Annotated in this window: 23 protein-coding genes; 13 read left to right on the top strand and 10 right to left on the bottom strand. The window is 40.8% G+C overall.

Features of this window, described 5'->3' with window-relative positions; translation table 11 throughout:
* Positions 1 to 120 precede the first annotated feature (120 nt).
* The 4 genes from DFP82_RS08805 to DFP82_RS08790 all read right to left on the bottom strand — a co-directional run bounded on the left by DFP82_RS08805 (position 121) and on the right by DFP82_RS08790 (position 5,104).
* The gene (locus tag DFP82_RS08805; RefSeq protein ID WP_110923370.1) at positions 121 to 1,548 is read right to left on the bottom strand and encodes a sodium:solute symporter family protein; all 1,428 of its coding nucleotides are present in this window, start codon (positions 1,546 to 1,548) and stop codon (positions 121 to 123) included.
* A gap of 83 nt (positions 1,549 to 1,631) precedes the next feature.
* Positions 1,632 to 2,654: a histone deacetylase family protein gene (locus DFP82_RS08800; RefSeq protein ID WP_110923369.1), complete on the bottom strand. Its 1,023-nt coding sequence runs from the start codon at positions 2,652 to 2,654 to the stop codon at positions 1,632 to 1,634.
* Positions 2,655 to 2,717: 63 nt separating this feature from the next.
* On the bottom strand, positions 2,718 to 3,980 hold the full coding sequence (locus DFP82_RS08795; protein ID WP_110923368.1) for a Zn-dependent hydrolase: 1,263 nt from the start codon (positions 3,978 to 3,980) through the stop codon (positions 2,718 to 2,720).
* Positions 3,981 to 4,054: 74 nt separating this feature from the next.
* Positions 4,055 to 5,104 carry a histone deacetylase family protein gene (locus DFP82_RS08790; protein ID WP_110923367.1) on the bottom strand — a complete coding sequence of 350 codons (1,050 nt, stop codon included), beginning with the start codon at positions 5,102 to 5,104 and terminating at the stop codon, positions 4,055 to 4,057.
* Between the two features lie 973 nt (positions 5,105 to 6,077).
* Here DFP82_RS08790 and DFP82_RS08785 point away from each other — a divergent pair.
* From DFP82_RS08785 to DFP82_RS14945, 3 genes are all read left to right on the top strand, one after another.
* Complete coding sequence (locus DFP82_RS08785; protein WP_110923366.1) at positions 6,078 to 7,892, top strand: NAD(P)/FAD-dependent oxidoreductase; 1,815 nt, start codon at positions 6,078 to 6,080, stop codon at positions 7,890 to 7,892.
* A gap of 337 nt (positions 7,893 to 8,229) precedes the next feature.
* Complete coding sequence (locus DFP82_RS08780) at positions 8,230 to 8,946, top strand: 3'-5' exonuclease (protein WP_110923365.1); 717 nt, start codon at positions 8,230 to 8,232, stop codon at positions 8,944 to 8,946.
* A gap of 195 nt (positions 8,947 to 9,141) precedes the next feature.
* A complete protein-coding gene (locus DFP82_RS14945) occupies positions 9,142 to 9,321 on the top strand; it encodes a helix-turn-helix domain-containing protein (RefSeq protein ID WP_220034735.1) in 180 nt (59 codons plus the stop codon).
* A 652-nt stretch (positions 9,322 to 9,973) separates the two neighbouring features.
* Here DFP82_RS14945 and DFP82_RS08765 read toward each other — a convergent pair.
* Entirely contained in the window at positions 9,974 to 10,447 is a 474-nt protein-coding gene (locus DFP82_RS08765; RefSeq protein WP_110923363.1) for a hypothetical protein, read from the bottom strand.
* A gap of 257 nt (positions 10,448 to 10,704) precedes the next feature.
* Between DFP82_RS08765 and DFP82_RS08760 the strand changes: the two genes are divergently transcribed.
* Both DFP82_RS08760 and DFP82_RS08755 read left to right on the top strand, forming a co-directional pair.
* Positions 10,705 to 11,067 carry a hypothetical protein gene (locus DFP82_RS08760; RefSeq protein WP_110923362.1) on the top strand — a complete coding sequence of 121 codons (363 nt, stop codon included), beginning with the start codon at positions 10,705 to 10,707 and terminating at the stop codon, positions 11,065 to 11,067.
* Between the two features lie 121 nt (positions 11,068 to 11,188).
* Positions 11,189 to 11,536, top strand: coding sequence for a hypothetical protein (locus DFP82_RS08755; RefSeq protein WP_110923361.1), 348 nt, complete (start codon positions 11,189 to 11,191; stop codon positions 11,534 to 11,536).
* Between the two features lie 467 nt (positions 11,537 to 12,003).
* On the opposite strand, the gene cadR is transcribed toward DFP82_RS08755, so the two are convergent.
* A complete protein-coding gene (cadR, locus tag DFP82_RS08750; protein WP_110923360.1) occupies positions 12,004 to 12,417 on the bottom strand; it encodes a Cd(II)/Pb(II)-responsive transcriptional regulator in 414 nt (137 codons plus the stop codon).
* Positions 12,418 to 12,616: 199 nt separating this feature from the next.
* On the opposite strand from cadR, the gene DFP82_RS08745 reads away from it, so the two are divergent.
* Complete coding sequence (locus tag DFP82_RS08745) at positions 12,617 to 14,782, top strand: heavy metal translocating P-type ATPase (protein ID WP_110923359.1); 2,166 nt, start codon at positions 12,617 to 12,619, stop codon at positions 14,780 to 14,782.
* Between the two features lie 192 nt (positions 14,783 to 14,974).
* Here DFP82_RS08745 and DFP82_RS08740 read toward each other — a convergent pair whose 3' ends face one another.
* Complete coding sequence (locus DFP82_RS08740) at positions 14,975 to 15,568, bottom strand: glutathione S-transferase family protein (RefSeq protein WP_110923358.1); 594 nt, start codon at positions 15,566 to 15,568, stop codon at positions 14,975 to 14,977.
* The gene (locus DFP82_RS08735) at positions 15,555 to 16,001 is read right to left on the bottom strand and encodes a VOC family protein (protein WP_110923357.1); all 447 of its coding nucleotides are present in this window, start codon (positions 15,999 to 16,001) and stop codon (positions 15,555 to 15,557) included. Before DFP82_RS08735 ends, DFP82_RS08740 begins: the two co-directional genes overlap by 14 nt.
* A 104-nt stretch (positions 16,002 to 16,105) precedes the next feature.
* On the opposite strand from DFP82_RS08735, the gene DFP82_RS08730 reads away from it, so the two are divergent.
* Positions 16,106 to 17,017: a LysR family transcriptional regulator gene (locus DFP82_RS08730; protein WP_110923356.1), complete on the top strand. Its 912-nt coding sequence runs from the start codon at positions 16,106 to 16,108 to the stop codon at positions 17,015 to 17,017.
* A 115-nt stretch (positions 17,018 to 17,132) separates the two neighbouring features.
* Here DFP82_RS08730 and DFP82_RS08725 read toward each other — a convergent pair whose 3' ends face one another.
* On the bottom strand, positions 17,133 to 18,047 hold the full coding sequence (locus DFP82_RS08725) for a LysR family transcriptional regulator (RefSeq protein WP_110923355.1): 915 nt from the start codon (positions 18,045 to 18,047) through the stop codon (positions 17,133 to 17,135).
* 181 nt (positions 18,048 to 18,228) lie between these two features.
* On the opposite strand from DFP82_RS08725, the gene DFP82_RS08720 reads away from it, so the two are divergent.
* The 3 genes from DFP82_RS08720 to DFP82_RS08710 all read left to right on the top strand — a co-directional run bounded on the left by DFP82_RS08720 (position 18,229) and on the right by DFP82_RS08710 (position 21,450).
* On the top strand, positions 18,229 to 19,197 hold the full coding sequence (locus DFP82_RS08720; protein ID WP_220034732.1) for a 2OG-Fe(II) oxygenase family protein: 969 nt from the start codon (positions 18,229 to 18,231) through the stop codon (positions 19,195 to 19,197).
* A gap of 252 nt (positions 19,198 to 19,449) precedes the next feature.
* Positions 19,450 to 20,349: an SDR family NAD(P)-dependent oxidoreductase gene (locus DFP82_RS08715; RefSeq protein ID WP_110923354.1), complete on the top strand. Its 900-nt coding sequence runs from the start codon at positions 19,450 to 19,452 to the stop codon at positions 20,347 to 20,349.
* Positions 20,350 to 20,391: 42 nt separating this feature from the next.
* Complete coding sequence (locus DFP82_RS08710) at positions 20,392 to 21,450, top strand: zinc-binding alcohol dehydrogenase family protein (protein WP_110923353.1); 1,059 nt, start codon at positions 20,392 to 20,394, stop codon at positions 21,448 to 21,450.
* 455 nt (positions 21,451 to 21,905) lie between these two features.
* Here DFP82_RS08710 and DFP82_RS08705 read toward each other — a convergent pair whose 3' ends face one another.
* Entirely contained in the window at positions 21,906 to 23,045 is a 1,140-nt protein-coding gene (locus DFP82_RS08705) for a M14 family metallopeptidase (protein WP_110923352.1), read from the bottom strand.
* Positions 23,046 to 23,701: 656 nt separating this feature from the next.
* Here DFP82_RS08705 and DFP82_RS08700 point away from each other — a divergent pair.
* From DFP82_RS08700 to DFP82_RS08685, 3 genes are all read left to right on the top strand, one after another.
* Positions 23,702 to 23,962, top strand: coding sequence for a hypothetical protein (locus tag DFP82_RS08700; RefSeq protein ID WP_110923351.1), 261 nt, complete (start codon positions 23,702 to 23,704; stop codon positions 23,960 to 23,962).
* A 90-nt stretch (positions 23,963 to 24,052) separates the two neighbouring features.
* The gene (locus DFP82_RS08695) at positions 24,053 to 24,622 is read left to right on the top strand and encodes a c-type cytochrome (protein ID WP_110923350.1); all 570 of its coding nucleotides are present in this window, start codon (positions 24,053 to 24,055) and stop codon (positions 24,620 to 24,622) included.
* Positions 24,623 to 24,802: 180 nt separating this feature from the next.
* On the top strand, positions 24,803 to 25,578 hold a 776-nt coding region (locus DFP82_RS08685; protein ID WP_181416283.1), incomplete at its 3' end, for a multicopper oxidase domain-containing protein.

Here is a 25,578-nt window from a genome sequence, read left to right as displayed (position 1 = left end):
TACGAATTTTCTGATTATCCTATGAGATCCTTTATTGGGATAATCATAGGACAGTCACTTTGAATGCTAGTTATTGCTTTTGAGGATTAAACTCTACCTGAGCAAATAATTTGTCAGTTGTTAAATATTACTACTATCATCTCTAGTCATTAATGAGACAACAATTACTAAAAATATTGAAAGTGGTAAGCCAATAAATACTGGATGTATGCCAAAAGGATGACCAAGAACTTGCCAAACTACTGCAATCACTAGCCCAACCCACATTGCTACAGTACCACCCAAACGTGTCGCTTTCTTCCAAAACAACCCTGCAGTAATGGGTGCTAACAAGCTTGATACCAACATAGCGGAGCCCATTATCCACAGTACGATGAGGTCTGGAATAAAGATAGCTAACGTCAAGGCGATACCTGCTACGCCAAGAACCGAGTAACGACTGTACTTTAAAAGGCGTTGATCAAGATCTTCTGAATAGTTTAGTTTTGGTTTGACAATGTCATTAATAATTGATGACGCACCTGCCATGAAAAATGAATCCGCTGTAGAGATGACGGTAGCTAGAAGTGCAAGCACCATTACAACTATCATAGGGAAGCTAAACACATCGCCAATAATAGCAAAATAGGTTAAAGAAGCATTTTCTAGCGGTAGATTAAGACCAAAACGACCCATAATACCGATCAGGATAACAACAAATCCTGTTAAAAATGCGAGAACAATAGCGATCCAGAACCCTGTTTGTGCTGTTTTAGCACTATCAGCCGCCCAAAATCTCTGCCATAAATCCTGTCGCACAAATTGATAACCGCCTATGGTTAATATATAAACCATGACTTCAGATGCTGGAATATTGAAAAAACTTAAAAAATCGCTTTCGCCAGACAGTGCAACTTGTGTCTGCACCCCCTCAAGACCACCAGCTGCGATGAGAACAGTACAAAATAATATAAAGATACCTACGGTCTGTATAGTGCCATGAAATGCATCTTGCCAAATAACAGACTTCATCCCCCCAAAATAAGTCTTTAATGTGACTAATACGCCGCTGACTATAACACCTGTAGTAATACTGGTACCCAAAGTCAGATTAAGGATTGTCGCAATTGCAACAAACTGCATACCGGTAATAGCGCTATACGCTACCAATAGACTAACCACTGTTGGAATTCTTGCCCCTTCTCCAAATCTTAATACTGTGAAATCTGCGATAGTCACCATATTATATTTTTCACCTAATGCTCGAACACGCTTTAGATAAAATGCCAGTATAAAAATACCAGCTAGAAATATGCCAAAGTTTAGCCATTGTGGCCCCATACCACGTATGAAACCTTGCTGCATATAACCTAACAAGATTGCACCACCGACAGCAGTACCTGTAAAGGTTAAGATAAGTGGGAATAATTTGACTGATCTACCAGCGACGTTATAATCGTCGTAAGTTTTAATGCTTTTTTTATTAATGTAAAAGGAAATGCCAAATAAAAACATGAAGTAAATAATAACCAAAGACCCTAATATCAGTCTTTCTCCTGAATCGTACATAATGTCCATCCTCGGAATATTTAGATCGTAATAAAATAGCTTTCAACAAAAAAACTTAGTAATAACGGAGTATGATAAAACTCCTATAAGCCTGATAAAAAAGACTGAAAATTGTCATTAAGTTTTTCAATACAATAGCCTCCTTCAACTAAAACAATTAGTGGCTTATTTAATTCTTTTAGCTTTTGCGCTAAAACCTGAAAACCTTCGGTACTGACATGACATTTAGCCTGTGGATCGTCTTTATAAACATCAAAGCCTAATACATGCACGATAACATCTGGATTAAACAGCTCTACAGTAGCCAGCGATTTGTCTACATAGTCAAAAAAACCTGCTTCATCAGTGCCATGTGGCATAGGAAAGTTAAAGTTATATCCATACCCTTCACCTTGCCCTCTTTCATGCTCATGACCTGCCACAACCGGATAAAAATCAATAGGGCTACCATGAACTGACGTATAAAGCACATCTTTACGGTCATAAAATATCTCTTGAATGCCCTGCCCATGGTGCATATCAGTATCTATAATGGCGACCTTGTTATATTTCTTAAGCAAATACTGAGCGATAATAGCGGCGTTATTCAGATAGCAGAATCCGCCTGCAGCACTCTTGCGTGCATGATGCCCAACAGGTCTTGTAATACAGACCTGAATTTTATTTTGCTCTGTCTCTTGAGTTAATAAGTTTTGAGCTGCATTCAGTGCTGTCTGTGCTGACCAATAAATAGAGGTCCATGAATACTTGCCAATTGGTGCACTACCATCAGCTTGATATTTAGCCGCTTTGGCCAAAATACCAAGACCTTCATTGTTATTTGGCATATAGATAGTGGTTTGAACTTCTTCGCCCATGTCTTCCTCTACCGCCATCCATTCACTGTAGGCGTTCTTCAAAAAATCCACGTATCCCAAATCATGTACATCTAAAATCGGTTCGATCCCTATATCTTTAGCAGTAATTACAGTTAAACCTAATGCTTTTGGTGCTTTTAATAGCTCAATCAGTCGTTCAGGCTTTTCTTGCGGCTGACGCATCTTACCGCGCGAAAAATAGGTTTTAGGTTGATGAAGCATTTGGTTTTCATGGCTATAGATTTTCATTTTTACATCCCTTGTTATGTTTAACCTAGTTTCATTAGTCCATAAATCAACATACTAAGTTAATCAACTAAATAAACAATTGTTGTCTATTATAGCTGTCTCTAAAACAGCGTGTAACAACACATTAGTGCCTGCGACCGCCCATTCAGAGGAAATCTCTTCATTTTCATTATGTGATATGCCATCTACGCAAGGGCACATAATCATCGCAGAAGGTGCTACATCTGCTATCCAAAAGGCATCATGTCCAGCACCAGAGCAAATATCAATATTTGAGTAACCTAACTTACTGGTTGTATCACGAATTATGCTCACTAATTTAGAGTCAAAGGCTACAGGATCTTTGTGCCCTACTATATCTATTGAACAACCCACATCAAACTCTGATGATATTTGATGAACCTTAACCTTTATCTGATTACATAACTCATCGAATTTATCTTGCGAAGCTGCCCTGATATCTATAGTAAATACCACTTTACTCGGAAGGACATTGCGAGAGTTCGGAAAAACGTCAATCTTACCAACTGATACTGCGGTATTAGGTTGATTGTCCATGACCAAATCATGGGTAACATGAATTATTTTAGCCATTGCCAAAGAAGCGTTTGACCTCATTGTCATGGGTGTCGAGCCAGTATGTGCAGCCTTACCTGTCAATGTCACTTCAAGAGCAGCCAAACCTTGACCATGCGTCACCACCCCTATCAACTTATCTTCTGCCTCTAAGATAGGGCCTTGTTCAATATGATATTCATAATAAGCATGTATCTTCGGCTCCCCTACGGGCATATCACCCAGCCAACCTGTACGTGTTAACTCATCTTTTACACTAATGCCATCTGGATCTGTGCAATTATATGCGTATTCGAGATCATATTTACCGGCATAGACACCTGATGCAATCATGGACGGTGCAAAGCGTGAACCTTCTTCATTTGTCCAGTTTGCGACGACGATTGGATGTTTAGTTTTAATGTTGTGCTCATTAAGTGAACGCACAACTTCTAATCCAGCTAAAACGCCTAAAATACCATCATATCTACCGCCCGTAGGTTGCGTATCGAGATGAGAACCTATCATGATGGGTAGTGCATTTGGATCAGTACCCTCTCTAAAGGCAAACATAGAACCAAGTTCATCAATTTTTACGACCATATTTTCAGTTTCACACCAATTTTTGAAAAGGGTGCGACCTTCATTATCTTCATCTGTTAGTGCCTGTCTATTGCTGCCACCAGCAATACCTGGACCAACCTTCGCCATATCCATCAAAGATGCCCATAAGCGACTCTCGTTGGCAGTAATCTCAGTATTTTTAATCATTTTAGTCCGACCTTTAATTAGGTTCTAATTTCGCTAGATAGCTTAATGAACAATCAATCATTAACTACAGCTATTCACTTATTATTGATGATTTTTTCTGCAGTAAATCCAGAGATAAAAGCTTGTAAGTTTTCATTGAGCTTTTCTATGCAATATCCTCCTTCAACCAATACAATTACTGGCTTATCTAATGCTTTGAGTTTTTGTGCCAAAGTTTTAAAGCCTTGTGTGCTGACGGCGCATTTTGCTTGTGGGTCATCCTTATAAACATCAAAACCTAGGACATGCACGATCACATCTGGATTAAACAGCTTTACGGTTTCTATTGCTTTATCTACAAACTGGAAAAATTCTGATTCATCTACGCCATGTGGCATTGGAAAATTAACGTTATAGCCATAACCATCTCCCTCGCCCCTCTCGTGTTCATGACCGGCGACTACAGGATAAAAATTGATAGGGCTACCGTGTACAGAGGTATATAGCACATCGTTACGGTCATAGAATATTTCTTGGATACCTTGCCCATGATGCATATCAGTATCTATAATGGCGATTTTTTGAAACTTCTGACGTAAGTGCTGAGCAATAATTGCCGCATTATTTAGATAGCAAAAGCCACCTGCAGCATTTTTACGAGCGTGATGTCCTGCAGGTCTGGTAAGACATACTTGAATGTTATTCTGACCACCATCATCATTTAACAAGACGTCAGCAGCGTTGAGTGCCGTTTGTGCTGACCAATAGATAGACGTCCACGAATGTTCACCAATAGGTGCACTACCATCCGCTTGATACTTAGCCGCTTTTGCTAAAATACCTAAGCCATCATTACTATGTGGCATATAAATGGTTGTCTGAACTTCTTTTCCCATGTCTTCGTCTACAGCTATCCACTCACTGTAGGCGTTCTTCAAAAAATCCACGTATCCCAAATCATGCACAGCTAAAATCGGCGCGATGCCTATATCTTTAGCGGTCGTTACTTTCAAGTCTAAAGCTTCTGGCGCTTTTAAAAGCTCAGTCAAACGTTCAGGCTTTTCCTGAGGCTCACGCATTTTCCCTCGAGAAAAATAGCTCTGTGGATGATGAAGCATTTGATTTTCATGACTATAAATCTTCATTTTAAACACTCCTTTGTTTCTAAAATACTTAAAAAATTATATTAAAAATTCTAATACACTTATTAAAGTATATTTGGCTATATCTTATTGAAAATAGCTATATTTAATGATATTTACCGGTATTTCTATAATATATGTTGCTGAAAAGTTACAGTCAAACGTTATAAATTAATACAACCTATAAGCGTAGCTAATACCCATAAAGGCCGTATTTATAAATTCAATACGCTGGAAATAATTTAAATAGAAACTGCAATGAAAAATGCAACTAGGGATTAAATAAGAATGTATGAGAGGAAGTGACCATCTCTAAGCTATCGCACATAGGTATCATGGGGTGCTTTCAGTGACCTTAACCGTTCTGAAATGTACTTTTAGCCGCTATAAAGCTTGAGAGATTTTTTGATTTGGAAAAGGTAAAAAAAGCCACAACACAAGAATTTGTATTGTAGCTTTGTCTAAATGAAACCTTATTTTTATGGGTCTCATAAGCACTACCCAACCTACACGCGTGCTAGTACGCTGAATGAATACGATGGCCTTATAAAACAGGCATATATACCAAATGACTTTCAAAAGCAGAAGCTATCTCATCAGCTTTTACTATCACTAATCCCATGCGACATAATGACCCCTGACCTATTATAAGATTCACACAACACCCTTTTTTCGCTCGGCAAGTACATTATCTTAGGGTGTTTGAGAGAACAACCATACACCATAATTGACAACATCTGTTTATAACAGATATAGTCTTTACGGACCATCACTCTTCTAAAGAGACGCTGTCCTTACAGACTATGCTTTTTCTCAAGTATAGTGATTTTCTTTTTTGAGATAACACTCAATAATATCAATCAGTTAGACTTTTAATTCACTTCTTAAAGCATGCTATTTGGTATTTTGTGAGTTTTTACTGCTGCACATGGAGTTCGGCGGTAGAGTAATAAACATAACCAGGGAGAGGAATTTTATGACTGCTCAAAAATCAGACCATACGTTATCCGCAAGCCAACAAGTCACTAATTGGCTACAAGATTTCGATCAAACCCTACGTACCAAAAACATCGACAAAGCTGCTGAATTCTTTGAAAAAGAAGGATACTGGCGTGACTTAGTTTCTTTTACTTGGAATATCAAAACGCTAGAGGGACAAGATGAAATCAAAGACATGCTTTCGCATACATTAGAAACCACTGAGCCATACGACTGGCAACTTGATGGAGATGCGGTAGAAAACGATGGCATAATAGAAGCTTGGATCTCTTTTAAGACCAAAGTATCTAAAGGCTATGGACATTTACGACTGCGTAATGGCAAAGCTTGGACATTACTGACCACGATGACTGAGCTCACAGACTTCCCTGAAAAGCGCAAAAAACTACGCTCGAAAGGGGCTGAACACGGTGCAGATCCTAATCGTTTAACGTGGCAAGAAAAACGTGAGCTTGAAGAGAAAAACCTTGGTTATAGCGAGCAACCTTATTGCTTAGTTATTGGTGGCGGACAAGGTGGAATCGGTCTAGGAGCTCGCTTACGACAACTAGAAGTTCCTACCATTGTCATTGATAAACAGCCGAGACCTGGTGACACATGGCGCAACCGTTATAAATCATTATGTTTGCACGACCCTGTATGGTACGACCACATGCCGTATCTCCCTTTCCCTGACAACTGGCCTGTGTTTACGCCAAAAGACAAGGTGGGTGACTGGTTAGAGATGTACACTAAGATTATGGAATTAAACTATTGGGGATCAACTGAATGTGTCAGTGCGGCCTTTGATGAAGAGTTACAGCAATGGAATGTAGAGGTTGATAGAGCGGGTGAACGTTTATTATTACATCCTAAACAATTAGTTTTAGCGACAGGTATGTCAGGGTTACCAAACATTCCCGAAATTAAAGGGGCGAAGGACTTTGCTGGAGAGCAACATCATTCTAGCCAGCACCCAGGTGGTGAAGCATATCGAGACAAAAAGTGTATTGTCTTAGGTGCTAATAACTCGGCGCACGATATTTGTGCTGCCTTATGGGAAAATGGTGCAGACGTTACTATGATACAGCGCTCATCAACGCATATTATTAAATCTAATACGCTAATAGATGAGGTGTTAGGTAGTTTGTACTCAGAAGAAGCCGTTGAAAACGGAATAACTACCTATAAAGCAGATCTGACTTTTGGTTCCATTCCTTTCAAAATCATGCCGGAATTTCATGAGCCTGTATACCGTAAAGTAGCAGAGATAGACGCTGATTTTTATAAGAGGCTAACCGATGCAGGCTTTATGCTCGACTTTGGTGAAGATCACACTGGTCTATTTATGAAATACTTACGTCGAGGTTCTGGTTACTATATCGATGTAGGTGCCTCTGAGCTTGTCGCGGAAGGTAAAATAAAGCTCAAACCCAATGTAAGTATTGATCATATCAAACCCAAATCAGTTGTATTAACTGACGGTACAGAGCTAGAGGCTGATTTGATTGTATATGCCACTGGATTTGGTTCTATGAACGGCTGGGCTGCAAAAATAATCTCTCAAGAAGTAGCCGATAAAGTTGGTAAGTGTTGGGGAATGGGCTCAGATACTGCTAAAGATTCAGGCCCTTGGGAAGGCGAGTTGAGAAACATGTGGAAACCGACACAACAAGAAGCATTATGGTTCCATGGTGGAAACTTGCACCAGTCTCGACATTACTCTCAATACTTATCACTACAAATTAAAGCCCGAATGGAAGGTTTAGAGACACCGGTATATGGCCTGCAAGAAGTGCATCACTTAGAGTAAATCAAACGTTGCCAGAGTCAGTTCAACTCATAAAAAAAGTAAATACAATACCCATACTGGTTAGATTCAGTATGGGTATTTCTTCAGTCCAGCCATCTTTACGGTTGTCTTTGCACAGGCATATCACTTCTTTATTAATAATCTCGTATGTATTAGAACCGCCAAGACTGGTATAGTTAGCGATTATTTATGCAGCAAGCAATCTAATCAATTATCGCTGTTAGCAATTGATATTTTAGCTTGTTAATGGCTAGCAACTCTCTTAGTCATTGTTATCAATGTCAAAGCTTTTACGCCTTTACCACTCACATCTAGCACCAAACTATAAACGGACACTATGACCACATATATACTCGACACCGAAACCACAGGTCTTGTTGAACCTCACATGACTGAAGCCGCCTACTCTATTATTGATATAAATAATGGTAACGTAGAGGTCCTACAGGAACCCAGATCTAAGCGCTTTAATCCCCTAAAAGAAATCAGTTTAGGGTCTATGGCCGTATCCCATATATGTGAAGAAGATGTCATGAATGAGCCACCTCATACCGACTTTAGATTGCCCAACAGTGTTGAATATTTGATAGGTCATAATATTGATTATGATATGGGCGTTCTAAAAAATGCGGGCGTGACCCATACCCCTAAATTAATCTGTACCAATGCAATGTCCAATCACCTCCTTCCCACTCTTGAAAGTCATAAACTGGTATCACTGCTCTATCATTTCCATAGAAATGTAGCGCGCGCTCAAGCAAAGCATGCACACGCTGCTATTTATGACATTTACTTTACTCAACTGGTACTTGGCAGCCTAATTGACTTAGCAAATAGCCAAGGTCATGTCATCACTGATGTAGAGAGCCTATATACCTTTAGTCAAATGGCACGCATACCCACACATTTAAGTTTTGGTAAGTTTAAGGGTGAGGCTATCGCAGATTTAGTTACCCATTCGGATGGTGCGGGATATCTAAAATGGCTGCTCAAACAGGATACGGTCGATACGTATTTAGCTGAAGCTTGTAAGCAGGCATTAGCATCAGTATAAAGCCCTAGAAGTAGTTATCTAGCCTATCTAATATCAAAAGCTGAGCTATAGTTAATCCTTTATAAAAGAGTGACAACGTTAACCTAACTTGAAGTATCCCATATACTTCTACACTCGGTTGCCTTGTCTCTCTTTTAAACTGAATCAACGATATGAATCGTTACCTTACCTTAGATAATATGACTAACATTGTAGCTGAGCCCTTGCAAAGAGCATTCTCAGGTAGATTGGGTTGATATCGCTTTCGAGTTTGGTTTTAGTGATCAGCCGCATCTGATTCGTTATCTCAAGCATCAAATCGGCACAACACCTAAGAAATATGTGTCAAAAAGAGGTTTCACCATTGATATCTATGGTGGCGTCAGCTCGTCGTAGATAGCCTTGAATTTTCTGCCAATGACTTACTTATTGCTCACATTAACTATAACCACAGTGCATATTTGGCATGATGCGACGTATATTTTAGGCAATAAAAAACCCGCAGTCGCTAGCAGGTCTTTTTGATAGAAGTTACTTCTTTCTGTGTTATTTCTCTTATCTTAATGGGTACAGCGTACAACCATTCCATTCCAGCATCACAATAAAAACATTCATTCTCAAACTTTACGATATAAGCTGTAAAATCATTACCATTTAAATAAGTGATTGCCTGTCGGTCGTTCTCATCAGTGACAGCACACCATATTTTTTTGTAACCACGCTTCAGCATGGCTCGCGCTAAATTGCTCCCTATTAGTTCATTATCCACTATACATTTTTCATCTCCTAACCGTGAATTTATAAAGCCTCTACAGTTATAGCAAATAAATAATGCTTTTTATACTCTTTTTAAATACATACTTCTACTTGATACCTATCGTACTCGTCTATTTTCTGTCATTCAAACGGATGATTTTTTGAATGGAAGCCATTTGTCATAACGGACGTTATGGGAATAAGATAAAAGTTATTAATGTGAAAGGTCAGCTTAATCTTTAGATTAAGCTGGGATTGGCTCGCGGTTTTTATTGAAAAATATTCTTAGTAATTATTGTGGGTAATTATGAGTCCAACCCTCTGCTACAATTTCCTTAACCGCTTGATCATAATGCTCTGGTAATAAATTATTTCTGTAGTAAATACTGTCTATGAGCTCTTCTGTAGTTAACCCACCTTTTAAACTATTAATCATTCTCTGATACGGCTCGCGAACTTCAGGCCATGACAACTCATCGCCCAGTACTCTACCAACATAAGTCATCATATAACTTTGAAAGGAAAAAGGTTTCTCTATTTTGCCCTGTATAGCTAGACGGTATATAGGCTCGAAGGCTTCTAATACTGGTTTAATAACTTGTGTTTCCTTACTTACAGCTTTACTCACATCTTCGTCTGTCCATTGATCACGATATGTAGAGAAAGCCCCTATAATACCTTCTCTTGATTTCCAATTTATCAGCGCCGTTTTAAACTCAATAGCAGCTTGCTCTATTTCTGGTTTATTCATATTAAATGTTGTCATGTTATTTCACCTCTATGACTATATAGAAATAAGCATGGTTCCCTAGTGAGGACTTGAATCTCTGGCTGTAGGTTAATGGTATCAGTATCTTGAGTTATTTAGGTAGTCGCGGTGTACTTGGTAATGTACATCATGTGAGATTTTCGAAAAAAAATTATCTCTAAGATTTGTTATAACGAACCTAATTTCCACTTGAGCTATCCATAAAATTATGAAATTTTACTAATGAACTAGCTCTAAAAGAGAGGAGAAGAGAAATGAATTTAAATAATCGCGAAAAATTAGCACTACTGAATAATTTTGAAATCGACTTCGAGTATGGTGATGTTACGCTTTTGGATAATTTCGATTACTTTTTGATTTTTAATAAAGAAACATTCTCTAGAAATACAGACTTTGTAGCAAAGGTATATGATAAAGCAGGTAATTATGTATTAACTATCCCATTTCCCGAGGTTGAAATGCATTATCAAAAGCTTAAGCTTATATTTAGCTGGTGTTGGGAAGTTGAACGTGGAGTTAGGATAGTATTCAATGCAGATGATAGATACATGTGGGATTTCTGGTATGAATTTGATTTAATAAGTCGTAAATACACTAATTGTAATAGAGCTTATTAATGTTAAATCCTGTTCGGTGCGCTATACAGGAGTCGAACTACTCATGTTAGATATGGATTGCATGATTACGAAATCGATAGCATAGGTTATTATTAAGCAACTTATTACAAAGGTAGTAACTATGTCAGTCTTTTCCACAAGTTATATAACAAGTCCTGAAGAGGGTGATGAGTGTATATCTTTCGATTATAGTGAGTTCGCTGGTAGAGGGTTTATTAAGCTTCTGGAAGAAGCAATATTGGATCCATATCCAGAAATTTTTAATAAAATAATTGATAGTAAATGTGTTGAATTCTTTCCATATCACGAATTCTATCGATTGGATAGGAATGAAATTAAGCTGGTGATAAAGAAAATAGATGAGTACTTAATTAAAAATACAGCTGATAGCAAAGCAGAGGTCTATGCAAAAGACATCTGGGAAAAAGGTTTACGCACTGAATTGATTAAAAACTACCTTTCTAACTAAATTTATCTAAAAGCACCGCTACATCAAGTGAAATAAGGCTTTCACGAATTTCACCATTCCTTCTTCTCAGCAGCAGCAGCAGCAGCAGCAGCAGCAGCAGTGACTTTGAACAACATCAGCCATTTCAACAAGTGCCCTCTTACTATCTCAAAAAATTAAACTCTTGATAGCAATATTATAGAGTCGGATGTTCAAGTTCTCACTAAGGAACCGAAGCAGTGAAAGTACCTGACTGGTTCGATATAGGCATACCCTAGCGGAACTAGCTATTTCACTCTTCAAACCTATTAACAGACCACTCAAAACAGACCAATATAATGGAACCACTTAAAATAGACTACGGATACTCCCTCTAACCGCCCAATCAAGTATGCTCTGACAGCATTAAACAGCGGATCAATCTACTGCCTATATAAATCCACATAGTTATTTGGCAATATCGCTGGCATTAACAACTATTATCCATATTATTCGTTATGGCAGGAGTTGTCGGCAAGCGCATTTAATATGCCGCATGACTTCGCGGGCGCCCTACTGACGCATTTCTGCCGCAAAACATTTAGATGCTGCTTCAACTGCTTTAATTCCTCTATACGTACTTCCACTGCATGAATATGTTCATCCAATAAGGTATCGACATCGCCGCAGTCTCTGTCAGGTTCTTCCCAATACTGCAGTAAGGTGCGTACTTCATCCAACGTCATATCAAGTGTGCGACAGTGCAGGATAAACTGTAGACGTTCAATATGGTTTTCACGATATAAGCGATAATTCCCTTCACTACGGGAAGGTTCTGGTAATAGCTTTTCTTTTTCGTAATAGCGAATGGTTTCTACTGTCGCGCCTGTGCGCTTAGCGAGCTCTCCAATTTTTATTAGCATCGTTATTCCAAAGTTATCTCACAGTTCTCTTGAAGTTATTTCAAAGTCATCTCAAAATTGAAAACATTAAAGTAACTATAAGGTTTAACACTGAGAAAATCAAGTTTGTACAGTTACCTAAAAACGGCCTTGACTCTGAAGCCGCTAGAGGGTTCACAATAGTGTTATCAAAAGAATTCTTATAGTAGGACGAATTATTATGCAATATCGTATTGAAGGTATGGACTGTGCCAGTTGTGTCAGAAAGATTGAAACTGCATTAGCACGTATGCCCGGCGTCTCTGACATACAACTTAATTTTGCGACTGAAAAGTTAGAGCTAACGTTGGCCTCTGATTCAGAGACTCAGTTAAATGATGTCGAAAAAACCATCAAGCGCCTTGGTTTTGGTGTATCTGCCACTACTGATCAAGCAATCGCAGCAGATGGCACTGGTGACAATCCATTAGATACGCAGCAACAGCGTTGGTGGCAAACCCGAAAAGGCAAGCAAGTGGTTGGTCTCGGTATCCTGATGAGCGTCGCCTACGCGTTAGCACTAATTTTTCCTGATTATGGAATGTGGGCATTCGCTATTGCCGTCATTGTGGGCGTTTTTCCCTTTGCCCGAAAATCTGTGACCTTGGCAATGACAGGCACCCCATTTTCAATTGAAATGCTGATGTCTATCGCGGCAATTGGTGCACTTATCATTGGTGAAGCTGAAGAAGCTGCGGCCGTTGTCTTCTTGTTTTCAGTTGGCGAATTATTAGAGAGCGTGGCGGCTGATCGTGCCCGTGCTGGTATCAGAGCATTGGCGTCATTGGTTCCAAAGACTGCGATTTTGCTTGATGCACAAGGTGGACAGCGTGACGTTCCTGCAGTGTCATTGCAGGTCAATGATTTGGTCTTGGTACGACCTGGTGATAAGGTGTCTGCTGATGGTGTCATTGTTCAAGGTAACTCTAGTCTTGATGATTCACCCATCACTGGCGAATCCATACCCGTTGCTAAAGCCATGGGCGATGCAGTATTTGCAGGATCCATCAACATGGAAGGAGCGCTGCAAGTCCGCGTAGAAAAGACCGCGGCCGACAACACCATTGCGCGCATTATTACTCTGGTAGAGCAAGCACAAGCCTCTAAAGCCCCTACTGCCCGTTTCATTGAAAAATTCAGTCGTTACTACACCCCAGCGGTGATGGCGATTGCCGCACTGGTTATTATCATACCGCCGCTAGCGATGGGAGGAGAATGGGCGACTTGGTTATATCGTGGTTTTGCACTGTTGCTAATTGCCTGTCCTTGCGCACTTGTCCTATCTACTCCAGCCGCCATCGCGTCAGGGTTGGCTGTCGGTACACGTCGCGGCTTACTCATCAAAGGCGGTAGTGCTTTAGAAACTATTGGTCGCGTGAATGTCGTGGCTTTTGACAAGACGGGTACGTTAACTGAAGGCAAGCCTCGCGTCACCGACGTTATTGCCTTTGCACAGGGGCACATAGTACAAGAGCATATAGAATCTGAAAGTCAAAATGAGATGTTGGCGCTGTTTGCCAGTGTCGAGTCTGCCTCTAGTCATCCACTGGCAAAAGCGATCATTGATCATGCCAAAGCCGCTAATATCTCTATACCGATAGCTTCAAATGCCTATGATACTGCGGGCAAAGCGGTACATGCGACGGTAGTTGATCGGCCTCTAGCCATCGGATCACCTATCTACGCTGCCAATGAAACATCAATATCACTAGAACAAAATGCACAAATCGAAGCACTACAAAACGAGGGTAAGACGGTCTCCGTTCTGTTCGATGAGCAAAGCCATAAAGTGCTTGGGTTAGTCGCGCTACGAGACGAGTTACGAGAGGATGCTCAGGCAGGAGTGGCGCAGCTCAAAGCAATGGGTGTGCGCTCTGTGATGCTCACAGGTGACAACCGTCTGACCGCTCAGGCGCTTGCTAGTCATTTAGAAATAGAATGGGAAGCTGAGCTATTGCCCGAAGATAAGCTTCGCTTGTTGAATGAAATGAAAGGTAATAGCAAAGTAGCGATGATTGGTGATGGTATTAATGATGCGCCAGCACTAGCAACCGCAGATGTAGGCATCGCCATGGGCGGCGGTACAGATGTCGCCATCGAAACGGCCGATATCGCCCTATTAAAAAGTCGCGTCACGGACGTCGCTCATCTCATTGCCCTATCACGTGCCACCATGTCCAACATTCATCAAAATGTGATATTTGCGCTTGGTCTAAAGTCCATATTTCTAATCACTACTGTACTGGGTATTACTGGGCTATGGATCGCTGTATTGGCTGATACTGGCGCGACCGTATTGGTCACGTTAAATGCATTACGCTTACTGCGCTTTAAAGGGGCTAGATGATTGGTAACTTGCTCTAAAAACAACAAGGGTCTGTTGAATGCTCAAATGTGGTGCTGGCAGTGACTGTTTTTTAGACAATATGCAGTGAAATTTTTGATACCTAGTCATTTTAGGTAAAACAATTTCGCCATGTATTGGCAAAAAAGAGTACTGCCATCCAAGACACAGCACCGTATTTATCATGAACCAAGGTTAGTTCCCAGGCATAGAGATATAATTTGGTAATTGCTGTAGACGATTCATCCATACCTGAATATTGCGATAGCTGTCTATATCAATATCACCTTCGTGTGCCGTTGAAATGTATGGATAAACTGCGCAGTCAGCAATGGTGGGACGGCTGGCGGCTAGCCAATGGTGACTGCCAAGATGATTGTCTATTAAGGTTAAGATGCTATGTGAACGCTCTGAAGCTTGCTCCCAATCACTTTCCAAACCAAACTTCTTAATCAAACGTGCTACGTTGGGGCCATGTTGTATCTCATTAGAAGCAACAGATAACCACTGCATCACATCAGCTTGCAGATGTGCTTCACTCGGCCACCATGCTTCACCACCATACTTATTGGCTAGGTATACCAATATGGCTTGTGAGTCTCTTAATATGACGGATCCGTCTTCTAAAATTGGGATTTCTCCCCAAGGATTTAATTTAAGTATTGCTTCTGTTTTATGTTCGCCATTCATGAAGTCAACAGGCACAATCGTTAAAGGCGTATCGATAAACGAGGCAAATAGCCTTACTTTATAGCAGTTTCCTGATAGCACTAAATCATACAGTTTCATATTTTTTTTCCTCAGACAGTAGTTGATTAAATTCCAGTACATTGCCATCTGGATCACGGATGAATAATGTAATCCTTCTTGGACCTAATTGTTTAGGGCCTTCTGTGATTTCTATCCCTTCTTTCAGTAGCCAACTTTGCAAGGCAGCTATGTCTTGAATGATAAATGCTGGATGAGTCATTCCTGGACTTTTAATCGGTTCATCCAGTAGGACGTTTTTTTGATCTTTTGTTTTTGCGCCATTAAAAATAAGATTGATTCGTACACCAGCCGAAGTGACCATTTCATTCGCCTCACCTTCAGGTATGCGATAGGTTTCTGTGAATCCAAGACGCTCATAAAACGCAATCGCTTCTTGTCGATTACTGACTCTAATACCAACATGATCGTAGGCAATGGCAACCTGTGAATTTGCCTGAGATAAGGTGCTCATAAGATAGTTCTCCTATTGATTTCGACATATTCAGTATGACATTTTGTTATTTAAAAGATAATACTGTAAATTTGATAATCATATTTTCAATAAATGAGACAATTATGGATCGATTACAAGCAATGTCTATGCTGATCAAAGTCGTAGAACTTGGCAGCTTTTCCGCGGCAAGCAAAATCTTGAACGTACCGCTGCCAACCCTAAGTAGAAAGATATCTGAACTTGAAAATCAGTTGGGTATTCGTTTATTGCATAGAACCACCAGAAAGCTGTCTTTAACCGATTCTGGATACGACTATATAAAAGCTTGTAAGAGAATACTGGAGCAGGTTGAAGAGGCCGAAAGTAAAGCGAAAGGAGAGTATTCAGAACCAAGAGGTGATTTGGTTATAACTGCGCCCGTTATGTTTGGCAGGCTATACGTATTACCCATTGTTATTGAATTTTTGTCCTTATATTCAAATATAAATGTGCAGCTATTGTTATCGGATAGAAATATCAATCTATTCGAAGATGAGGTAGACATGGCGATTAGAATAGGCAAGTTGCCAGATAGTACAATGGTAGCGACTCAAGTGGGTCGTATGCGAACAGTGACTTGTGCAAGTCAATTATTTTTATCTAATCATTGCAAAATTGAATCCCCTTATGATTTAACGCAACTCTCCTGCATATCATTAAGTACAGTGATGACCACCCCTTATTGGAGCTACAACCTTCCTGATTCTGGACTCCCCGCTCATGTAGATATTTTACCAAGACTCACAGTCAATGATAGTGACTCTGCGGTTAATGCTGCTATAAAGGGGGTGGGCATCACTCAACAACTGCATTATCAAGTGAAAGAGGCGATAGATAAAGGTGATCTCAATATCATACTAGCTGAGTTTGAATCTGATGAAACCCCTATACATTTGCTGCACAAGACTCGAAAATATTTGCCACAAAAGATGAAAAGCTTTTTGGAATTTACATCTCCAAAACTAAAGGAGAGACTTCGCGAACTGTCTTGTTAGCGCATTATTACGTCTCAGTAAGTTTATCGATTTACACTAAGGCATGTTATTGATTAATTGATAGACCACTTAAAACGTAAAACATTCTGCGATAATGGCTATGTTGACTAAAAATCTATGCCAACACTCCCTCTACCCGCTCAATCAGATATTCTTTAACCGCATTAAACAGCGGATCTATCAATCGCCGTTCTGGACAAATCAAATATAGCGGATAGTTGGCCACTTGCCAGCCGTCCAGCGCCACTTCAACCAAGCGCCCTGCTTTTAAATCTGCAGCTATATCTAACTGTGATTTCAGGGCAATACCCTGACCTGCCACGGCCCAGCGCCGTACCACATCACCATCTTTACTTCGCCGATTGCCAGCCACTGCCACACGTTTGGTCTTGCCCTCTTTTTCAAAAGTCCACTCACTCAAATATTTCTCGTCATGTCCCAAACACAAGCAATTATGCTGAGTTAAGTCTTCAGGAATTTTCGGCGAGCCAATATCATTGTCAACCTTGTCCAAATAAGCCTTTGAGGCACATAGTATCGGACGATTGTTCAACACAATGGGTAATGCCACGAGCGATGAATCCTTGGGCGCACCATAACGCAACGCCAGATCAATCTGTTGCCCATATAGATCTACATAGCTGTCTGACATATGTAGCTGCACCGTCACCTTGGGATGGATTTGCATAAAATCATCCAACCATGGCAACACCAAATTTCGCCCCAAATCTGACGATGCAGACAACCGAATCGTGCCGGTCAGCTCGGCATCATTATCATGCAATCCTGCATAAGCATTATCTAAAATAGCCACGGCATCTCGGCAATGCTTTAAATATTGCTCACCTTTACTGGTTAAACGCAGTCTACGAGTTGAGCGAACAAACAATACCGTTTCAATTTCGGCTTCCAATCTTTTTACGGCTGCACTCACCACTGCTGGTGACAGATCTAAGTGGCGCGCACAGGCAGACAAGCTACCTAAACGAGCAGTTTCAATAAAAATACGTAAATCCTGCAAATTTTTCATTGTGTCGCCTTGGTTAGCTTAGCTGTAATTGAATTAGCGATAACAACGGGTTGCTGACACTAATGCATTTATCATTATATAAAAATTATTGAAACTGTTTCGCTAAACCTGCTGATTATCAAAATAATTAATTATAGTAATATGTGTACATCAGATCTACCCCTACATTTGGAGACTCATTATGCACACTATCGAACATACTGACACTGCACCCAACACTGCACTCAACACTGAGCAAAGCGATCACGTAAGCCCACTACAGCAAGCGCGCAACTTAAAACTGCCTTCAAAATCAGACATGCTAAGACGTGCACCTTCAGTAGAGAATTTTTGGCATCAAAATAGTCAGTTATTTGAGCAGGCATGGACAGAATGGGAAACCATTCAGACGGAATTGCCCGTACTTGATGACTCATTATTTGACCCAACACTACGTGACGCTGTGACACAAGCGTGGAAGACACCTGAGACAGAAATGGCGGTAAAAGATTTGTGGCAAGAGATTTTACCTGGTGTCTATCAAGGACAGTTTTTTGACCCAACACAGTTGTCTCAGCTTCGTCGTTATTTACAAGCCGTGGCAGATGCCAATATTCCAATACGTCCGCCTTATGGTATTGCGTTAAATCGCAATGGAGCGATGCTGGATGCACGATCGACAGGTTATATCGCCGCGCCCCATTTTCAGGCGTTTTATCATGAGCTCATGAATCGCTATATGCGACCTATCGCTCGCTTACTGTTTGCAGATGTTTATGGCTACGACACTCAAACCTTTGGGTTTTCGATTCAATATCAGCCCACAGGTGACACATCGCTGCAACTCCATACTGATGCATCGGCAGTGACGATAAATATCAACTTAAATTTGATAGATGAACCCTTTACAGGATCAGAAGTTGATTTTGTCGATCGCCATTTAGGTCAGAGTAAACAAGCCATCTTTGAGCCTGGCATGGCGATTATTCATCGAGGCAATGTGCCGCACGCAGCCCATCCTATTACCAGTGGCACACGCACAAACATGGTGCTGTGGCTATATGGCGATAACATGCAAGTGCCGCGTGGTGTCGGACTTCATAGTGATATTGATGCCAATCAGCGGTGGACAGTGCCACACAGTCAACCCGATCGTTTTGCACCATTCTAGAGTTCGTCTATCAGTCGATTGCTAGTTGATGAGTAGCAGCTGATTAATCTAATTGATCCGCTGTCTGTAGATAACACCTGACTCAGCAGATACTCAAACGCATATGACTTTCAAAAATATATTGAAAGTGTTTTCGCTTGTCGCTACTGGTCACAGGTAATCAGATTGATTATTATAAACCATGATCGAAAACATCGAATAAATAACACGGCTTTAAAAATAAATCGCTTTAAAAATAAATAGGAACAAAAAATGAAAAAGACTATTTTAATCACAGGCAGTACCGATGGTATTGGTAAATTAGCCGCTATCAAACTTGCACAATTGGGCCACAACATCTATCTGCATGGTAGAGATACCAATAAGCTTGCCGATGTGATTGCAGAAGTCAAAACCGCTGCGACCCAAGCCAATCAACAAATAGACGTTGATGGCTTCGTGGCTGATTTTTCGTCGTTAACCGATGTTCAGCATATGGCTGATGCAGTAACAAGCAAGTTTACAGCTGCCGGAATAGATTTAGATGTACTGATTAATAATGCGGGTGTGTTCAAAGTAGCAAACGCTCAGACTGAGACAGGGTTCGACGTGCGCTTTGTGGTGAATTACTTTGCCCCTTACCTATTAACCCAAGCGTTACTACCGTTAATGAGTGCATCAGCGGTCAAAGAATCTAACGACACAATTAGCGATGGCATGCCTGCCCGTATTATCAATTTAAGCTCGGCAGCGCAGCAAGTCGTATCACCACAAGCCATGACTGGGCACAAAAAACTGCCTGATCAAGATGCCTATGCGCAAAGCAAACTGGCATTGACCATGTGGAGTATGGCACTGGCTGAACAGGTAGAATCCGATGATATCAACGTGATTGCCGTCAACCCCGGCTCATTACTCAACACCCGCATGGCAAATGACGCTTACGGACAGCACTGGTCTCCAGCAGATAAAGGTGCTGACATCTTAGTGGCACTGGCCATTGCCGATGAATTTGTGTCTGAGACAGGGCGATATTTCGATAATGACATCAAAGACGGTGAATATGGTGATGAGAGAGGCGAATTTGGCACACCTCATAGCGATGCTCTGAATAAAACAGCCATTGCCAAGCTCATACAACACACCCAACAGATATTAACGCCCACACTATAATTTTTATTCCATACCCACAAACAAACATTTAGGACTACGACTATGAAAGCAATCGGATATCAAGACAACTTACCCATCAATAACGAGATGGCGTTACAAGACATTACTATAGACACACCAGTGGCATCAGGCCGTGACGTTTTGGTCGAAGTAAAAGCCATCTCAGTCAACCCTGTGGATTATAAAATCCGTGAATCAAGACCAGCACCAAAGGATGAGTTTGCCGTTATTGGCTGGGATGCTGCGGGTGTGGTCACTGCCGTTGGCGAAGATGTTAGCTTGTTTTCGGTAGGCGACCGCGTCTATTACGCTGGTGATTTGACCCGCTCAGGCAGCAATGCCGAGTACCAATTGGTTGATGAGCGTATTGTAGGACGTATGCCTGAGTCGCTGTCATTTTCTGAAGCCGCCGCCCTGCCCTTAACCACCATCACAGCGTGGGAGATGTTGTTTGATCGCTTGCAAGTGCCCGTTGCAACTAGCGAAGATGCTAATGAAAACTCAGCACAGCAAACAGAGAGTCGCCCAACTATTTTGGTGGTTGGTGCAGCCGGTGGTGTGGGTTCAATCATGACGCAATTGCTAAAAACCAGAACACAAGCCGTCATTATTGGTACGGCATCACGAGATGAGAGCGTCAAGTGGTTAAAAACGCTAGGCGCAGACTATGTGATTAATCATCATAATCCATTATCAGACGAGCTGAAAAAAACAGGCATTACTGAAGTGGATTATGTGGTGAGCCTTAACAACACCGAAGAGCATTATGCTGAAATCATCAAATGCCTAAAACCTCAAGGCAGATTGGGACTCATTGATGACCCTAAAACCCTAGATGCCAACGCATTGAAACTAAAAAGCTTGAGCCTGCATTGGGAATTTATGTTTGCCCGCTCAATGTTTAATACACCAGACATGATCGAGCAGCATCATTTGCTAAACCAAGTGGCTACCATGATTGAAGCTGGTCAATTAAAAACCACAGTGGCTCATGAGCTGGGTGCCATCACTGCTAGTAACTTACGCCGCGCTCATCAAATGCTAGAGAATAGAGAAGCTCACGGTAAAATCGTACTCGAAGGCTGGTCTGTTAAATATTGATACCATGCTGATGGAAGGCATATAGTCAGCGAACTACTAAACCGCTACGGTGTTACCCTCCCTAGAGGTACTATATGTACAATCTGCGGTCGGCTGCCTTGTAGCTGTTTTAGACTTCTTTGACTATAGTTTTAAAAGCAATTGATGACGAGTTTGACCTGCGTAGCAAAGGCTATTCTACGATGGCCATCATCTCATTTGACTACAGTCATGAGGATGACTTTAATCCAAAAACATCCAAGTCACGCTTGAGTGAAGAGGCCATTTTTATTAAAGCTTAAGATCTGTTAAATATTCAAACAATTACTGCCGCTCATGCATAAATGAAAAAGGGTTATTCTGCCAACATGTTGACAGAACAACCCTTTTTTATTGGCTTTAGCTAAAACATCATAGTTGTATCATCATTTAGCTTGTAAGGCTTAAAATAATACGATTTTCCGCTAACGCTTTTATTAACGCAAATCATCTACAACGGCCAATATTGCCACTAATGATGCTTCCCCTAATTTAGCAGAGCGCTCTGGAGACCAGCCCATCTCTTCGTCAGGCAGATTATCATTATCTTTAAATGGCATCTCTAATGTATTAGCAAGGCAATCAAAATGCTCAGCAACCCAATTGGTTGCAACGGTCATATTGGCAGTACTCGGTGCATCAATCTCATAGCCAACTTCAGACTGAAAGTCGGCACTGGCTAACTTTAATACGTCTGAAAATCTATCACGTAAATGTGCGAGACGGTCACTATAACTGGGTGTCCCTTGAGAGCCTGCAAGGAATACATACGGCAGTGCTTCATCACCATGCACATCATAAAAAAGATCAACGCCAGTTTCTTTCATTTTATTAATCACATGAAATACTTCAGGGCTTTTCTCTAAGCTTGGGCTTTCCCATTCACGGTTTAAATTGGTTCCTACCGCGTTAGTACGCAGGTGTCCGCGCACGCTACCGTCGGGATTCATATTAGGAACGATGTAGAAGTTTGCTTTGTCTAATAACTGTTTGCCTGTCGCATTATCACTGTCTAACAAGCTGTACAATAAACCCTCGACCAACCATTCAGCCATCGTTTCACCAGGGTGCTGACGAGCGGTAATCCATATATTACGCTTATTCACATCACTATTACTGTCACCACCACCAATTTTAACTAGCGTCAGGTCGCGCTTATCAAGCGTTTCGCCTAAGTGCTCTAACGTTACCAATGGGTGCGTTTGCACTGCTGCCAATAAATCTTGATGACGCTCATAGCTGTAGGGCGCAAAATAAGCAATTTGCATGTTTTCGCATTCTAGCTCTGCCACGATGGTTAATTTGCCCTCTTTATAAGAGGTTGGCAGACGAAACCAATGCTGACGATCGTACGAAGCAACCGCTTGGTAATTCTCCCACCCTTCCAGATAAGATGCCTCACCGGCATTCATAATATTGAGAACGTACTGCTCGCCTATCTGACCTGACAGACGAAAGTTAAACCACTGAAAAAACTCTTCGCCAACGTCTGGACGAATCGCTAATTGAATGTCGTTTTTATCGTCTAAATTGATAATATCAATATTACCTGCGTCGAAATTAGCCGTGATATGCATAGTCTTTCCTTAATAAATTATTATAGTTGTGCCTTAAAAAGCATGTAGTCAATCCTCTATAAATTGGATACGGTGTCAGGCTCGCTTAGTCTACTAATTGTATAGTCAAATCCATATAAATTCGCTACATCGTCATCCTCGCTAAGCATACTAATGTATAACTTGCACTCGGTTTCCTTGTATCAAAATTATTTGAATTCAACTATAGTACTTTCACTCAGCTCCCTTGTATCCAAATTATATTGAACCGACTATATAAAGATGTAATAGCGTGCGCCAGCCTGTTTCGCTCTAGCAACGCCATCAAATAGTTTACTTCCAATCGCTTGGTTCTACCAGTTAGATAACGTATTCCTCGCTATTTCTAACCCAAATACTAAACAACCATTTTCAGACTGACCTTATCACCCAATGACTGCATGACTGATTCTAATTCGATTCAACGCTGTCACTCTATCTCTTTTTGGTCATGACAAATTCTTTTTCAAGTCACAAATTTACCAAACCTACTACGCTTTCAACATCGATCAAAACCTACAAAATGACAATATTGTCATTTTGTAGTCATGCTCCTGTCAGAAACTTTTATTTATACTTTAGACAGATTCAATAACTTCAACTATCAATACTATTATCAAACCAAAAAAGGATTACTTATGTGGTTATCTAAATCAATCGTAGCAACCGCTATTGCCTTAGTCGTTTCAACCTCTGCTATGGCACATGATCCAAAAATGCATGCTGAAAAAGACCAAATGAATTGTGAAAAGATGGAAAAGCATATGCAAATGATGGAAAAAATGGATCATAGCAAGATGGATATGAACGATCCATCAATGAAAGCGATGATGGCCAATATGGAAAAAATTAAAGCGATGTATAAAAAACACTGTGTTACCAATAACAGCGCTTCTTAAGAAATAACTTTGTTCAACACTCATCATTACTTAGTCGATTTTATTCATTAGATAGTGGTGAGTGACAAAATAGTTTTTTTGGATGAACGTATGAAATTTTTATTGGGCATATTATTCGCTATTATAGCCATCGTAATTGGTATTTTTGTTGTTATCACAAGTGGTATCGTCAACGTTGGTGCTGATCAGAAACACAGTCCAATCGTCTACAACTTGTTAGAAACCGCTCGCAATCGCTCAATTCAATGGGCAAGTAAAGATATCCTGGTTCCAGATTTAGAAAAGGTAGAAATGATAAGCTCAGGTGGCGCAGACTATAAAGATATGTGTGCAGGCTGTCATTTATCACCCGGTACCACAAGTACAGACTTGAGTAACAACCTCTACCCAAAACCGCCAAACTTTACCAATGCAGATATCGTTGATCGCTATCAAAGTGAGGCTGGTGCAAGACAAGGATTTTGGGCCATCAAACACGGTATTATGGCATCAGGTATGCCAGCTTGGGGCGCCTCTCATGATGATGACAGAATGTGGGCGATGGTGGCTTTTATCAGAGAATTACCCAAACTGAATACGGATCAATATACGATGTTGACCACTAGATTCGATGACGAGATATTAGATATGTCACTCACTGACGCGACTATGGCACACTGAGCAACATAAAGTGATGCAGCTTAACAAAGATGGCTCAACAGCCATTTATGCAACCATTGACTCACCGCAGCAGCAAATCTAGTTTGATTAAAGCATTACATAGCTCATTCTGTTCTATTAATGAGCCAACAGTTATATGAACTCAACTCCCATTTCACGGATTAAGTTAGGTAAATTATTATGAACAAGAATATGTTCAATCGCAGGCGTTTTTTGACAGGGTCTTCTACTTTGTTAGGGGCATCCATACTATCTACGCTGCCGTCTATTGCCAATAGTGCGCTCGGTAAAGGGCAACAGAATGTAGCCGTCAACAGTGATAAAGCTGACCATATCGTACCCATCCTAACCGGTACAGAGTTTGACTTATACGTCAGTAAACAGTCCGCTATTGTGAACGGTAAAAAGAGCATGGCGACACTCATTAATGACTCGCTGCCAGCACCGACGCTAAAGATGCGTGAAGGCGATACAGTAATCATCCGTGTTCATAATCAGATGGATGAATCAACCTCTATTCATTGGCATGGTTTGCTCGTCCCATTTGAGATGGATGGTGTGCCAGGTATCAGCTTTGATGGTATTCCTGCGAACAGCACCTTTACCTATACATTCAAACTCAAACAATCAGGCACCTATTGGTATCACTCACACAGTGGGTTCCAAGAACAAACCGGTATGCTGGGTGCCATTGTTATTGAGCCAAAAGGCCGTGAGCGTCATCCAGTCGCTGAAGACCACGTTATTGTGCTTAGTGACTGGACACACCGCGATCCGCATAATCTCTTGAAGCTGCTCAAACAGCGTGCTGACTTTGATAACTACCACTTGCCGGATTTCAAAAAGCTATTATCTGATATCGCAGCAACAGATATAGAAGCCGCTCACGACAAGCGAAAAATGTGGAATCAAATGCGCATGATGCCGACAGATTTCACCGATCTATCTGGTGAAAA

Source organism: Psychrobacter fozii, assembly GCF_003217155.1.
GTDB lineage: Bacteria > Pseudomonadota > Gammaproteobacteria > Pseudomonadales > Moraxellaceae > Psychrobacter > Psychrobacter fozii.
The sequence above is the reverse complement of the archived record's forward strand: the minus strand, read 5'-3'. Positions and strand labels throughout refer to the sequence as shown.